This window comes from Nitratireductor sp. GCM10026969, from assembly GCF_042660605.1.
GTDB lineage: Bacteria > Pseudomonadota > Alphaproteobacteria > Rhizobiales > Rhizobiaceae > Chelativorans.
Window position 1 is genome coordinate 1 of record NZ_JBHSUM010000008.1, and the last position, 12,892, is coordinate 12,892.

The 12,892-nt window shown below is 65.1% G+C and carries 11 protein-coding genes and 2 pseudogenes; 3 read left to right on the top strand and 10 right to left on the bottom strand.

What is annotated here, in order from left to right; genetic code table 11:
* Both ACFP9U_RS03550 and ACFP9U_RS03555 read right to left on the bottom strand, forming a co-directional pair.
* Nucleotides 1–202 (bottom strand): annotated as a pseudogene (locus ACFP9U_RS03550) (hypothetical protein); the annotation flags it as partial.
* Complete coding sequence (locus ACFP9U_RS03555) at nucleotides 202–1,632, bottom strand: UbiD family decarboxylase (protein ID WP_378619080.1); 1,431 nt, start codon at nucleotides 1,630–1,632, stop codon at nucleotides 202–204. The gene ACFP9U_RS03555 and the pseudogene ACFP9U_RS03550, both read right to left, overlap by 1 nt.
* 127 nt (nucleotides 1,633–1,759) lie before the next feature.
* Here ACFP9U_RS03555 and ACFP9U_RS03560 point away from each other — a divergent pair, with 127 nt between their 5' ends.
* Together ACFP9U_RS03560 and ACFP9U_RS03565 are read left to right on the top strand one after the other, a co-directional pair.
* Nucleotides 1,760–2,698 (top strand): LysR family transcriptional regulator, encoded by a 939-nt coding sequence (locus tag ACFP9U_RS03560; RefSeq protein ID WP_378619081.1) that lies wholly within the window; start codon nucleotides 1,760–1,762, stop codon nucleotides 2,696–2,698.
* A gap of 120 nt (nucleotides 2,699–2,818) precedes the next feature.
* Complete coding sequence (locus tag ACFP9U_RS03565; RefSeq protein WP_378619082.1) at nucleotides 2,819–3,400, top strand: UbiX family flavin prenyltransferase; 582 nt, start codon at nucleotides 2,819–2,821, stop codon at nucleotides 3,398–3,400.
* On the opposite strand, the gene ACFP9U_RS03570 is transcribed toward ACFP9U_RS03565, so the two are convergent.
* From ACFP9U_RS03570 to ACFP9U_RS03600, 7 genes are all read right to left on the bottom strand, one after another.
* Nucleotides 3,397–3,885 (bottom strand): TIGR02444 family protein, encoded by a 489-nt coding sequence (locus ACFP9U_RS03570; protein WP_378619083.1) that lies wholly within the window; start codon nucleotides 3,883–3,885, stop codon nucleotides 3,397–3,399. The genes ACFP9U_RS03565 and ACFP9U_RS03570 overlap by 4 nt on opposite strands.
* A 4-nt stretch (nucleotides 3,886–3,889) precedes the next feature.
* Nucleotides 3,890–5,110 carry an alpha-hydroxy acid oxidase gene (locus ACFP9U_RS03575; RefSeq protein ID WP_378619084.1) on the bottom strand — a complete coding sequence of 407 codons (1,221 nt, stop codon included), beginning with the start codon at nucleotides 5,108–5,110 and terminating at the stop codon, nucleotides 3,890–3,892.
* Between the two features lie 10 nt (nucleotides 5,111–5,120).
* Nucleotides 5,121–6,818 carry a thiamine pyrophosphate-requiring protein gene (locus ACFP9U_RS03580; protein WP_378619085.1) on the bottom strand — a complete coding sequence of 566 codons (1,698 nt, stop codon included), beginning with the start codon at nucleotides 6,816–6,818 and terminating at the stop codon, nucleotides 5,121–5,123.
* Between the two features lie 355 nt (nucleotides 6,819–7,173).
* Nucleotides 7,174–8,499 carry a TRAP transporter large permease gene (locus tag ACFP9U_RS03585; RefSeq protein WP_378619086.1) on the bottom strand — a complete coding sequence of 442 codons (1,326 nt, stop codon included), beginning with the start codon at nucleotides 8,497–8,499 and terminating at the stop codon, nucleotides 7,174–7,176.
* Entirely contained in the window at nucleotides 8,499–9,080 is a 582-nt protein-coding gene (locus tag ACFP9U_RS03590; RefSeq protein ID WP_378619087.1) for a TRAP transporter small permease subunit, read from the bottom strand. The genes ACFP9U_RS03585 and ACFP9U_RS03590 overlap by 1 nt, the downstream gene beginning before the upstream one ends.
* Nucleotides 9,081–9,135: 55 nt before the next feature.
* Nucleotides 9,136–10,155, bottom strand: coding sequence for a TRAP transporter substrate-binding protein (locus ACFP9U_RS03595; RefSeq protein WP_378619088.1), 1,020 nt, complete (start codon nucleotides 10,153–10,155; stop codon nucleotides 9,136–9,138).
* An 18-nt stretch (nucleotides 10,156–10,173) separates the two neighbouring features.
* Entirely contained in the window at nucleotides 10,174–10,758 is a 585-nt protein-coding gene (locus ACFP9U_RS03600) for a gluconokinase (RefSeq protein ID WP_378619089.1), read from the bottom strand.
* Between the two features lie 124 nt (nucleotides 10,759–10,882).
* Between ACFP9U_RS03600 and ACFP9U_RS03605 the strand changes: the two genes are divergently transcribed.
* Entirely contained in the window at nucleotides 10,883–11,911 is a 1,029-nt protein-coding gene (locus ACFP9U_RS03605; protein ID WP_378619090.1) for a LacI family DNA-binding transcriptional regulator, read from the top strand.
* Nucleotides 11,912–12,144: 233 nt separating this feature from the next.
* On the opposite strand, the pseudogene ACFP9U_RS03610 reads toward ACFP9U_RS03605, so the two are convergent.
* A pseudogene (locus ACFP9U_RS03610) lies at nucleotides 12,145–12,572 on the bottom strand (RidA family protein).
* Between the last annotated feature and the right edge of the window lie 320 nt (nucleotides 12,573–12,892).

Here is a 12,892-nt window from a genome sequence, read left to right on the forward strand (position 1 = left end):
GGTGCGCCTCGCCCCAACCGGTCAACCCGCCCTTCGTCCGCACCCGCACGATCACGGCGTCGCGCTTGACCGTCGTGCCCACGCCGAGCATGACCCGGGCATGTTCGGGCAGCGGTACGGAGACCGGGTACGCCCGCACCTCGTCGATGGCGAGCGCGTCGGCGGGTGCGTCTTGCAGAATCTGGACCTGCGCCTGTGCCATCACGCGCCCTCGCCCAGCACCTGGGCCAGGGTCATTCCCTGCGCGACGGCCGCGTTGAGGTCGATCTCCGCCTCGCCCGGGACGCGGATACGGGTGAACCGGAACGGCGGCACATCGGCCGGCACCGTCGCATCAAGGCCCATCTTCGCCCCGTAGCCATTGTCGGTAGAGGGGTCGAGCTTCGAGCCCTGCACCCCGGACACCACCACGAGGTCGCGGTCGGCCTGGAAGCGCGTGGCGACGGCCCACTCGACCATCTCGGCGTCGTGGATGTCCACGTCCTCGTCCACCACCACGACGTGCTTGATGTCGTAATGCGCGGCGAAGGCGCCCATGATGACGTTTTTCGCTTCGCCGGCCTGGCGCGGCTTCATCTTGATGTAGAGGTGGTAGCGGCAGGTCCCGCCGGGGGCGAGATGCACGTCCTGCACATTGGGGAAGTTGTCGCGCAGGGAATTCAGGATCGTCGCCTCGCGCGGAATGGCGCCCAGGATCAGATGTTCGAGCGCACCTCCGACGATGGTGTGCAGCATCGGGTTCCGACGCGTCGTGACGCAATCGACTTCCAGGACGTGCCGGTCGGCGCGCTCACCGTAATATTGCGGGAACTCTCCGAACGGACCTTCGGGCTTGCGCAGGCCGGCGCGGAAGCGGCCCTCGATGACGATCTCGCTTTGCGCCGGGACCAGCAGGTTGACCGTGCGGCAGCGCGCGACCTCGACACCCGCGCCGCCGAGTGCGCCGGCGATCGTCAGTTCGTCGAAATCGATCGGCACGATGGCCTGCGAAGCCAGGAGGCAGGCGGGCGAGGCACCGATCACCACCGCGACCTCCAGATCCTCGCCCCTCTCCTCCGCCTCGGTGAAGAAGCTCAGTGTATGGCGCGGCAGCAGCAGGGCGCCCATTTCGCGCGGGCCGGAAATCTGGAGCCGGTGGATCGAGACGTTCTGCACCCCGGTCTCCGGGTTGCGGCAGATCACGAGGCCCGCGGTTATATAGGCACCGCTGTCGTGTTCGTTGTGGGTCGGGATCGGCAGAAGACGCGTCAGGTCCACGTCCTCGTGGATCACTGCCTGGCACGGTGCATCGGCCACTTCGCGTACGGCAACGGGCGAACGAATGGCGGCCTGGAACTCGGCCAACAGGTCCTGGGGCGCGATGCCCAGCGCTTCGGCCATCCATTCCCGCCGTGACAGCAGGCCCGAAACGACGATGCCGTCGGGATGCCCTTCAGGCGCAGGAGCAACCAGTGCCTGCCGACCGTCGTGACGGTTCGCCAGACCAGCCACCGCAAATCGCAGCGAAGCACCCGGTTTGGCGATCGCCAGCCGGCCGGTGTCTTCCATGCGCCGCAGCCAGCCCCGCAGATCCATGTCACGCCGCCGGGAGTCGTCGCCTGGTGCGATTGGCGCGTTGCCGCCCTCGTTCATTCGCCTCCTCCTGATCCTCCTGGACGCTAAGGGAAGGCGGCAATCAATTCTATTAATGATGACTGATTGAAGGAATAACAACGCGTGATAGAATGCGACATGACCGGATTTAAGCTGGAGGTCTGCCTTGGAATTCAGACAGTTGAAGTACTTCCTCGCCGTGTACGAGGAAGGCTCGCTGACCAGCGCCGCAAGGCGGCTCAACGTCGTCCAGCCGGCGCTCAGCCAGCAGATCTCGAAACTCGAGGAGGAAATCGGGCGCCCCCTGTTCAGCCGCACCCCCAAGGGCATGCTCCCCACCCGTGAAGGCGAAGAGGCCTATACGCGCTTTTCCGGCATTATCCGAGACCTCGAAACCGCCAGCCAGGCGTTGTCGGGCGACCAGCAGCAGATCCGCGGCACCGTTTCGATCGGCGTTGTCGCGTCGGTCGCGAACAAGGCACTTGGCGAAACGCTGCAAAAATTCGTCCTGAAATATCCCGAGGTGCGCGTGAAGGCGACCGGGGGTTACACCACCGACCTGCAGGAGATGCTGCGCACCTCGCGCCTCGACCTGATCGTGGTGAATGCGCCGCCGCATTTGCGCGACCCACGCATGGTCGACATCGTCACCGAGGATCTGTGCCTGATTGCCTCCTCCGACACCGGGATGGAATTCGACGGACCGGTCAGCCTGGAGCGGATTAACGAGTTGAAGCTGGTCATCCCCTCGCAGCGCCACGGCCTGCGGCTGATCATGGACCGCGCCGCGGCCGAGCAGAACATCGCGCTGACACCGCGGATGGAGTTCGACGAATTGAAGCTGATCGAAGATTTCGTGCGCGCCACCGACTATTTCACCATCCTTCCCCCCATCGCCGTCTTTCGCGCGCTGCGGCAGGGGCACCTCAAGGCCTATCCGATCACGCCCGACATCCCCCGGCGGCTGGTCTATGTCTCGAACCCTGCGCGCCCTCTGAGCGCCGCCGCCGAGGCGCTGATCGCCGAGATCCGCGAGGACATGATCGAATATTCCTTCGACGTGGAGCGCCAGCTTCGCGACGAGAACGGCCTGTCGGAAGTCTGATCCGCCGCCGACACGAGCGCCAAGGTATAATGCGCTGTTATTGGCTGGATAGGGCATAGTTAGTTGCCGCGATAACGCGTCGTCCCGCAAGATAGCGGAAGTCAAGAAAGGAAGACCGCGATGGCGCAAGGCCCCGCACGTCTGATCGTGGGCATCTCCGGCGCGTCCGGAGTGATTTACGGCATCCGGCTGCTTCAATTGCTGCGCGAGGTGGAGGTGGAGACCCATCTTGTCATGTCGCGCTCGGCAGAGGTGACGGTCGCCTGCGAGGCCCGTCACAAGATCGCGCGGATCAGCGAGCTAGCCGACGTCTGCTACAAGCCGGAGGACATCGGCGCGGCGATCTCCAGCGGGTCGTTCCGCACCATGGGCATGATCGTGGCGCCCTGCTCGATCCGCTCGGCCTCGGAGATCGCCACGGGCGTGACCTCCACCCTGCTTACGCGGGCCGCCGATGTGGTGCTGAAGGAACGGCGCAAGCTGGTTCTGATGGTGCGCGAGACGCCGCTGCACCTGGGTCACCTGCGGACCCTGACCACACTGGCCGAAATCGGCGCGATCATCGCGCCGCCGGTGCCGGCCTTCTACGCCAGGCCCGCCTCGCTCGAAGAGATGGTGGACCACACACTCGGCCGCGTGCTGGACCAGTTCGGCATAGACAGCGGAACGGTGCGGCGCTGGAAGGACAGCGAGGGTTCTTAAAGACAGAGCGTGGCGAGCCTCGCCAGCGTAGCCTCCGGCGCGCTATCGCCCCGGGGCGTGCAGAAGTGCGCGGCGTTGCGGGCCATGGTTGTGGCGGGGTCGGTAGCGTCGGGAAGATCTGCGGCAACCATGGGCGCCAGCGCGAAAAGCATATCCTGCTCCATCCGTTCCGCCTCGATCTCGTATTTCTGAACAGCGGCGCGCAGACGGTCGCGGGCGGCACGATCCTCGATCGCGCGATTCTTGAGCCAGCGGCGCACGCCGCGCATCGGGCGCACGACGTGAAGATGCCACTCGGCTACCGCCTCGGCCGCGCGCGCGGCACCCTCGGCATCCAGCCCGCGTCCGTCCCGCCCCAGCCACAGCGCGAAGAGGACGAGGTTCACATCCGCCCAATGCCGCTCCTGCAGTTCGAGGCACAGCGGCGCCACGCCATCCCGCCCGTAGCGGTCCAGCGAAAATGTCCAGAAAGGGTGCGGTGCCATCGCCTCAGGCTCCGAAGTCGAATGCGCCCGGATGCCGGAAGGTAACATTGCCCAGCCTCGCTGGCGACCACGCGCCGGACTGGGCCATGGCCACGGCGAATTCCTCGCGGATCAGATCGGCGAAATGCTTAGCCCCTTCGTCGCCGAGCGCGGCCAGCGCGTAGAGATAGGCCCGACCGCAGAACACCGCCCGCGCGCCGAGCGCCATCGCGCGCACCGCGTCGAGCCCGCTGCGCACACCGCTGTCGAGGAACAGGTCGGCCCGTCCACCGACGCGGTCGCGAATGCCGGGCAGCACATCCACCGGGCTTGGCGCGGCGTCCGACTGGCGCCCGCCGTGGTTCGATACGAGGATCCCGTCCGCCCCAGCCTTCACTGCCTCATCCGCGTCGTCGGGGTGCAGCACGCCCTTGACCAGCAGCGCGCCGTCCCATTCGCGGCGCATCCGGGCAATCTCCTCCCAGCTGAAGGTACCCTTCAGCTCGCGCTGGACGAAACCGGCCACGTTGTCGAGTGTCGGGCGCCCCTCGACGTAGCGTTCGATATTGGCGAATCTCGGCATCCCGTTGCGCAGCAGCGCCAGCGCCCAGTGCGGCGCGGTGGCCACCTGCCACACCGTGCGCGGCGTGGGGCGGAAGGGCACCACCAGGCGGTTGTAGAGATCGCGCGGGCGCTTGGCGCGCACCGGCGCGTCCAGCGTGGCGACGATGGCCGAAACGCCCGCCGCCTTTGCCCGCGCGATCAGATCGAAGGTCACGCGGTGGTCCTCGCGCGGAAAGCCGTAGAGTTGCAGCCAGGTGTTGCCGCCCGCCACCTCGGCCACCTCCTCAAGCGTGGAATTGGCGAGCGTGCCGGCGATGTAGGGGATGTTGCCGTGGGCCGCGGCCTTCGCCAGCGCCATGGTGGAGCCGGGCCAGATCAGCGCGTCCATTCCCGTGGGCGCGATCCCGATCGGCACGTCATAGCGCCGCCCGTAGATCTCCACGCCTGTTTCGACCTTCTCCAGCTTGCCATAGCGCGGCACGATCTGGACCGCGTCGAGTGCCCGCCGGTTCTCGTCTGCGCCCCAATCGGCACCGGTTCCGCCCTGGACGAAGTCGAAGGCGAAGCCCGGCACCCGGCGCCGGGCGCGTTTCTCGAGGAATTCATAGGTCGGCGCGGCACAGGTCAGCCGCGCCGTACGCCCGCTCTTCGAGCCGGGACCCCATGCGCTCTTCGCCGCCATGCCGCCCGCCTCAGTAGTCGCAGAGGATGTTCACAAGCGCCTGCTCGCCGCCGTGCACGGTGTCCAGAGCCTGTTGCAGGACGGGTCGCAGTTCGGCCGGATCGGAGACGCGGAACCCCCTGCCCTTCGCACCCGCCATCGACTCGAAATCGACGCTGGGCGAGAGGTCGGCCAGCATCCGCCCCTTCGAGCGGGCCGAATAGCCATCGGGATACATCGCGTTGGTCGAATTCCGCACCGCGCCGTGCAGCGCGTTGTTGAAGATGACCGTCAGAACCGGCAGGCCCTGGGCCTGGGCGACCCAGTGACTGGCTGTGGGGTTGGTGAAGATATAGGCGCCGTCACCCATGGTGCAGATCACATCCCGCTCCGGCGCGGCCAGCTTGATGCCGAGAGCCGCGCCGAAGCCCCAGCCGAGTCCTCCGGCGGGAGAAAGACCGAAATAGGTACCGGGCCGGGTCCGCGCGCAGTGCTCCACGCGCAGCGGGTATTCATTGACGATCACGGCCTCGGGTCCGGCGACCTCACCGATGACCCGGCTGATCAGCTCCGGAGTCATGACAGCCTCGTCCTCGGCCGCTGCCGCCAGCCTGGCCTTGTCAGCCGCGATGCGGGAAACAATGTCTTCACGCCGCGCCTGCGCCGCCGGAGAAGCAGCACCAAGTTCAGCACGCAACGCCTTGAGAAACAGGGCAGGCGTGGTCGCCAGCGTGACGTCCGCGCGGAAGCTCCGCATCGGGTATCGGGAAAAGATCGGGTCTTCGCCCACATGCACGATTTTCGCGCTCTCGGGCGGTTCGGCGATCGCGGGCACCCACGGCACGTCGCAGTCGAGCACCAGCACCAGATCGGCCTGCTTCACCCACGGCATCGGGTCGTGACCGGCCTCGAACGGGTGGTTCGAGGCAATCGAGGTGAAGCGCTGATGGTAGCTCGTCACCGGAAGGACATGGGTCTCGGCGATGTCGGAAAGCAGATCGAAGGCCTCCGCATCGCGGCCAGCGTTCGCGGTGACGATCACCGGGCGCTCCGCCTCGGCGATCATTCGGGCCACCCTTGCGACCTTCGCCGGATCGGCGGGTGCGGGTTCGACCGGGGCGATGGCGCGGGCGGGTTCGGCGCGGGTGTCGGTGCCGGCCAGGACGTCGCGTGGCAAGGTCAGGTAGACGGGGCCCTTCGGCCCGCTCTGCGCCACTTCCAGCGCCCGGCTGACCACGTCCGACATCTGCTCGGGCAGGTGCAACTCGTAGTCCCACTTCACCGCCTCGCGGATCATGCCGGCCTGGTCGTACATCTCCTGCGCCCAGTGGATATAGCGCGTCCTGGTACCGTGCCGCCCCTTTTCCGAATAGGGTGAGCGCCCGGCCATCAGCAGAATCGGGATCTGTTCTCGGCTGGCGTCGAGCACGGCGTTGATCGCATTGGCGGTGCCCACGTTCACGTGGACCATGACCGCCTGCATCCGCCCGGTCGCCAGATAGACGCCATGGGCCATGGCGACGGCCGTGTTTTCGTGCGGGACGACGATGGGCTTGGGAACGTCCCAGCCCTCGGCCTCGGCCCGGCAGTAGGCTTCCACGATCGGGGGGAAATCGGTGCCGCCGTTGACGAAGAGATAGTCGATTCCCGCCTCGGCCAGGACCCGTAATAGCGTATCCGCCGACGATCTCTGCACGGTTGTCGTGTTCCGACCGGTCGCCCCGTCCATCTTTCGTCTTCTCCTCCTCGTAATGTTCAGAGCGTTAGCGCTCACAAGGCATCAAATCCAATAATCATTTGCACTCCAGCCTATAGCGAGACGAGATACCACGCTATGGACAGCAGCGCCGTTCGAGCTGACGGAGCGTAGACTTTGCGGGCGCAGTGCATGTGTACGGCACCACCAGCCACTCCTCCTTTGTCGAAAGATTTGAACGCTATCGACCATGCGGCGCGCATCGCCAGCTCGACGGCTGCGTGGAATTTCGCTGACGCACGCCCAGAACCCCATGTGCGCCGGCGACGCGGCCGATGGTCGAGCCGCTCCGGTTCCGAGACGGTGGGCAAGTCCGTTAGCGCGTTTCCTATCTGCCTGTTATCCCAGGGAAGGCGATCAACAGTCCGACAGCCAGAATCTGCAGACAGATAAAAGGCACCAGCGCCTGGAAGATATTGCCGAGCGAGATCTCCTTCGGTGCCACGCTCTTCAGGTAGAAGGCAGCGGGCCCGAAGGGCGGCGTGAGAAAGGATACCTGCATGTTCATGGCAAAGAGCACGCCGAACCATACCGGATCGTACCCCAGTTCCACCACCACGGGCACGAAGATCGGCATTGTGAGCAGCGCGATCCCCACCCAGTCGAGGAACATACCGAGCAGGAACAGGATCGCCATCATGACCAGGAGGATAACGGTCGGGTTTTCCGAGACGCCGGTAAGCAGACCGGAAACGAAGTCGATGCCGCCCATCAGGTTGAAGACGCCGACAAGAGCGCTGGCGCCGATGCCGATCCACACGATCATGCCACAGGTCGACAGTGTCTGAAGCGCCGCCCCCTTCAGCATCTTCAGCGAGAACTCGCCGCGGATCACGGTCGACAGGAGAACGCCGGCCACGCCGACCGCGGAGGCCTCCGTCACCGAGGCGATGCCGCCATAGATCGATCCCAGCACGAAGATGACGACCATAATCGGCAGGATGATGCCCTTGAGCAGCGTCAGCTTCTCCGAAAGCGGCCGCGGATCGGGCTCCGGCGTCGGTGCGAGCGAAGGCTTCAGCCAGCAACGCACCAGCACATAGGTGACGTAGAAGCCGGCCAGCATGAAGCCGGGGATGAAGGCCGCCGTGAAGAGGTCGCCGATCGAGACGTTGGCTGTCAGGCCGTAGATGATCAGCACGATCGAGGGCGGGATCATGGTGCCGAGTGAGCCGCCCGCGCAGATCACGCCGATGGCGAGGTTGCGGTCGTAACCGAGGCGCAGCATCTGCGGCAGGGCGAGCAGGCCGAGAAGCACGATTTCCCCGCCGATGATGCCGCTCATGGCGGCCAGAATGACGGCCACGAAGATGGTCTGCACGGCCACGGCGCCGCGCACGCGCCCGCCGATCAGCTTCATGGCGTCGAACAGGTCGCGCGCGATACCGGAGCGGTCGAGCAGCGCCGCCATCAGCACGAACATCGGCACCGACACGAAGACGAAGGATGAGACGAAGGAATAGACGCGGCTCGTTATCAGCGGCACCGCGGCGGGGCCGAACCAGCCGATGGCGAAGATCAGCGCCACCAGCAGCGTCACATAGGCGAGTGGAATGCCGACCAGCAGCAGACCGAACAAAAGCGCGAACATGGCGAGGGTGCCATATTCGATGCCGAGCGACTTCAGGTCGAACAGGAAGCCGAGGCCTTCCATCAGGCGGAATCCCCGCCGCGGAAGACAGCGCGCAAATGGTTGACGGCGAGGATGAGGAACTGCAGCGCCATCAGCCCCAGGATGAAGAGCAGGAACAGTTTGAGATAGGCCGGATAAGCTGGATCCCAGGCGCTGCCCGAGGTCTCGAAATGGATCGAGCCGTCGGGGCGGAAGATGGCGCGCCGCACCATCAGCCAAGCCGCCCAGGCGAAGAAGCCGCTCGACACCATGCAGATAAGGGAGATCACCGCGTCGAGCACGCGCCGCGCGCGTCCCTGCGCCAGGTCGTAGAGCAGAACGACGCGGATATGCGTATCACGCGCCGTGCAATAGAGCCCGCCATAGACGAAGGCCGTCGCCGTCAGGAAAACCGTCGTCTCATGTGCCCAGATGGTCGGGGCGTTGAAGACATAGCGCAGGATCACTTCCTGGATCAGGATCAGCATGGCGAGGACGATGCCGACGGCGAAGATGATGCCGCCCCGGTCCACCAGCCGGCCGAGCCAGCCGGCCTCCTCTATGGCGCGGTGGCGGTCCGTCTCGACCGTCGCCTCCACACGATGGCTGTCTCCATCCTGCATGCTTCCTCCCGAACGTGCGGGCGGCGGCGGGCCCGTCCCGCCGCCGTCCTGCCTGTCAGTCCACCAGGCCCTTCTCCTGGAGATAGGTCGTCAGCTGGTCGTAGACCTTCTGGGCTTTTTCGGACTTGGCGGCGACCTTCTCCCACTCGCCCTGCGCGATCTTGCGGAACTCGGCGCGCTCCTCCTCCGACCAGTCGTGGACGGTGATCTCGCCGCTTTCCTTGGCGGCCGCGACCGCCTCGGCATCGTTCTCGGCGAGCGCCTTTACTTGGCGCTGCGCGAATTCGGCTACGGTCTCCTCGAAGGCGGTCTTGATGTCGTCCGGCAGGGCGTCCCACTTCTCCTTGTTCATGGAGACCTCGACCAGCGGCATCGAGTGGAAGCCGGGATAGACCGGATGAGGGGCGACGTCGTTCAGCCCCTGCGCCTGGTTGGTCGAGAAGACGGAGTAGTCGGCCGCATCGATCACCCCCTTGTCGAGCGAGGTGAAGACCTCCGAGCCCGGCAGGTTCACAGGCGTCGCGCCCGCCGCCGCGAACACCTGCTGTACCAGCCCTTCCGGCGCACGCATCTTCAGGCCCTGAAGATCGTCCACGCCTTCGAGCGGCACCTTCGAGACGAAGGCCTCCAGCCCCGGCGTGGTGGCGCCGATGAAGTGCAGGCCATAGGGCTCCAGCAGCTCGTTCATCAATTCATTGCCGCCGCCTTCCGACATGAAGTCGAACATCTGCTGCGGGGCCGACCAGGCGCCGACCGGGTTGGCGATCAGACCGAAGGCGGGATCCTTGCCGGCGAAATAGGACGTGTCGGTGATGTGGCCATCGAGAATGCCGGCGGCGATCGCGTCCTGCGTCTCGTTGTGCTCCACCACCGAACCAACGGGCAGAAGCTCGATCTTCACGTCGCCGTCCGTCCTCTCGGCGATCGCTTCGACCCAGGTCTGCTGCAATTCGAAGTTCGGATTGCCGGCCGGATCGCTGGACTGGAATGTGAAGCTGTATTCCTGGGCCGTGGCAGCGCCCGAAAAGGCAAACACGGCGGCCGCCGCGCAGGTAAGTTTCAGGAAGGGTCTCATTGTGCATTTCCTCCGATTTCAGATTCTTTGCTTTTCGTTGCCCGCAGAGTCCGGACCTTGCCCGTTACTGCCGACGTTGGCAACGTGACGCCGGCAGAACCCGGAAGCCGCTTGCACGACCACCCCGACACTGTCCGCAACATCGAGGCGCAGAAGAGGAAAGCCTTCCTCTTCGTCGGGTGCCTGCAGGTCGCTGAGCTGGCTTTCAAGCAGGCTGGGCGGCATGAAGTGGTCGCTGCGCGCGGCGAGCCGGTGGCGGATGAGCGTCGGCTCACCGTCGAGATGGATTACGGCAATCGGCCCGACCCGCTGGGAAAGCAGCGCACGGTAGGGCTTCTTGAGCGCCGAGCAGGCGATGAAGGCGGGCCGCGGGTCGCCGGCATTGAGCCGCTCGACCTCGCTGCAGATGGCGCCGAGCCAGTCCCATCGCTGCGCATCCGTCAGCGGCACCCCGCTCGACATGGCGCGAACATTTTCGGGGGAGTGAAAGCCGTCGCCTTCCACGAAGCGACCGTCACAGGACTCGGCGAGCTGGCGCGCGATGGTCGACTTGCCGACGCCGCACACGCCCATTACCAGCACATTCCTGCATTGCTTCGACACACCCTCCTCCCGATGCGCGTGGTCCGGACGGACATGAATGTTAGCGCTGTCACCTACTGTTAGCGCTAGCATCTGTCAAGCTTCTCCTTTAAATTCACTGTGACTGCCGCAGGAGGATTGCCAATTGGCAAGCGAATTCAAGAAGGTGACGCTGTCGGATGTCGCCGTTCGCGTGGGTGTTAGCGCAATCACTGTCTCCCGCGCCTTGCGCACACCGGATAAAGTCTCGGTCCGGCTGCGCGAGGAGATCGCCGCCGCTATCGCCGATCTCGGCTATGTGCCCGACCCCGCCGCGCGGGCGCTCGCCTCCAGCCGCACCGATGTCATCGGTGTCGTCATCCCCTCCGTCACCAACAATGTCTTCTCCGACGTGCTCCTCGGCATGTACACGGCGATCGAGGAGACTCCGTTCTACATCCAGCTCGGCAACACGCGCTATTCGGCGCTCAAAGAGGAAAATCTGCTTCGTCTCTTCTTGCGCCAGAAGCCGGCCGGCCTGATCGTCACCGGCATCGATCAATCCGAGACGTCGCAGCAGATGCTCGAGGCCGCTCCCTGCCCGGTGGTGCAGATCATGGAGATCAATGAGAACCCGATTGACCTCATGATAGGGTTCTCCCATTACGAGGCGGCTCGCATGGCAACCCGGCATATGGCTGAGCAGGGCTACCGCAAGCCCGCCTTCGTCGGGGCCCGCATGGACCCCCGCTCGCAGCGGCGCTTTCGCGGTTTCCGCGATGCGGCGGCCGAGGTGGGGCTCTTCTCAGAAAAGCGGGTCATCACCACCGCCACCTCCTCCTCTGTCAGCCTCGGGGCGCAGCTCTTCGGGGAACTGATCGGCCAGGCGCCAGAGGCGGACGCAGTCTTCTGCAACAATGACGACCTGGCGCTCGGCGTTCTGTTCGAGGCCCAGCGCCGCCGCATTGCCGTGCCGGAGCGGCTCGGCATCTGCGGCTTCAACGATTTCGAAATGATGGCGGCCGCCGAGCCACCCGTCACCAGCGTGCGCACCTTCCGCAACGAGATGGGACGGCGGGCCGTGGAAATGCTGGTCGAGGCGATCGACGCGCCCGGCCCGCGCGAGCGCCAGGTGATCGATCTCGGCTACGAGATCCGCAAGCGCCGCAGCACGGAAGGGCGCACCGGCGCGTAAGGCCTTTCATCCCTCGGCCAGGTCTGCCGATCGTGCCAGCGATCTCCGGGACCGGCAGGCTGCGAGGTCGGCCAAACATTCCCGATACTCCCGGGGAGCCTCGTGAATCACGATGTAGTCAGGATGCGACTGGCCACGCCGGGAAGCCGCGCGAAAATCGCCGATCCCGAATCCGCCGTCCCCGTCATCAGGGCAAATCGCCCGCTCCGACGGTTCTGCCGGCCCTGCCCGGTTCAGCCGCTTTGATCGCTGCCATTTCGGCGCGATTCCCTGTCGGGGATACGGGCGATCACCTTGATTTCAAAGTCGAACCCAGCCAGCCAGTTCACACCGACTGCGGTCCAGTTCGGATAAGGGGCCGGGGAAAGATCTCGTTCTTGACCATCATAATGGTCTCGAACTGGTTTTCGGGGTCGGTATGGAAGGTTGTCACATCGACGATGTCGTCGAAGCTGCAGCCGGCCGCCACCAGGGTCGCCTCCAGATTGGAGAAGGCCCGGCGAACCTGTGCGGCAAAGTCCGGCTCCGGCGTGCCGTCGGCACGGCTGCCGACCTGTCCGGAAACGAACAGCAGATCGCCCGAACGGATTGCGGCCGAATAGCCATGTGCCTCGTAGAGCGCATGGCGGTTCGCGGGGAAGACAGCGTCGCGCTGTGTCATGTGATGGTCCTTCTATATATCTCCGTCCCGCATTCCGATCGCCTGACCGTCAGCATCCGGGACTTCACAGGTGGCAGCATAAATTGACATACGCCTCGTATCTGAGATGCCTCACATACGCGATGCATGTCAATGCAGATATGCAACGGATCTGAATTCGGGGACAATGGCTCCGAAGCGCCGGGTAGAAACAATGGAGGAGAACCGTACGAAGCCGATCCAGGCTGCGGGCAAAGCCTTTGTAGAGGCTTCCTGCCGCCTCGATGAACGAACTCAGGGCGGATGTCGGTCCAACGAAAGGCGCGCCCTCTATCACAAGA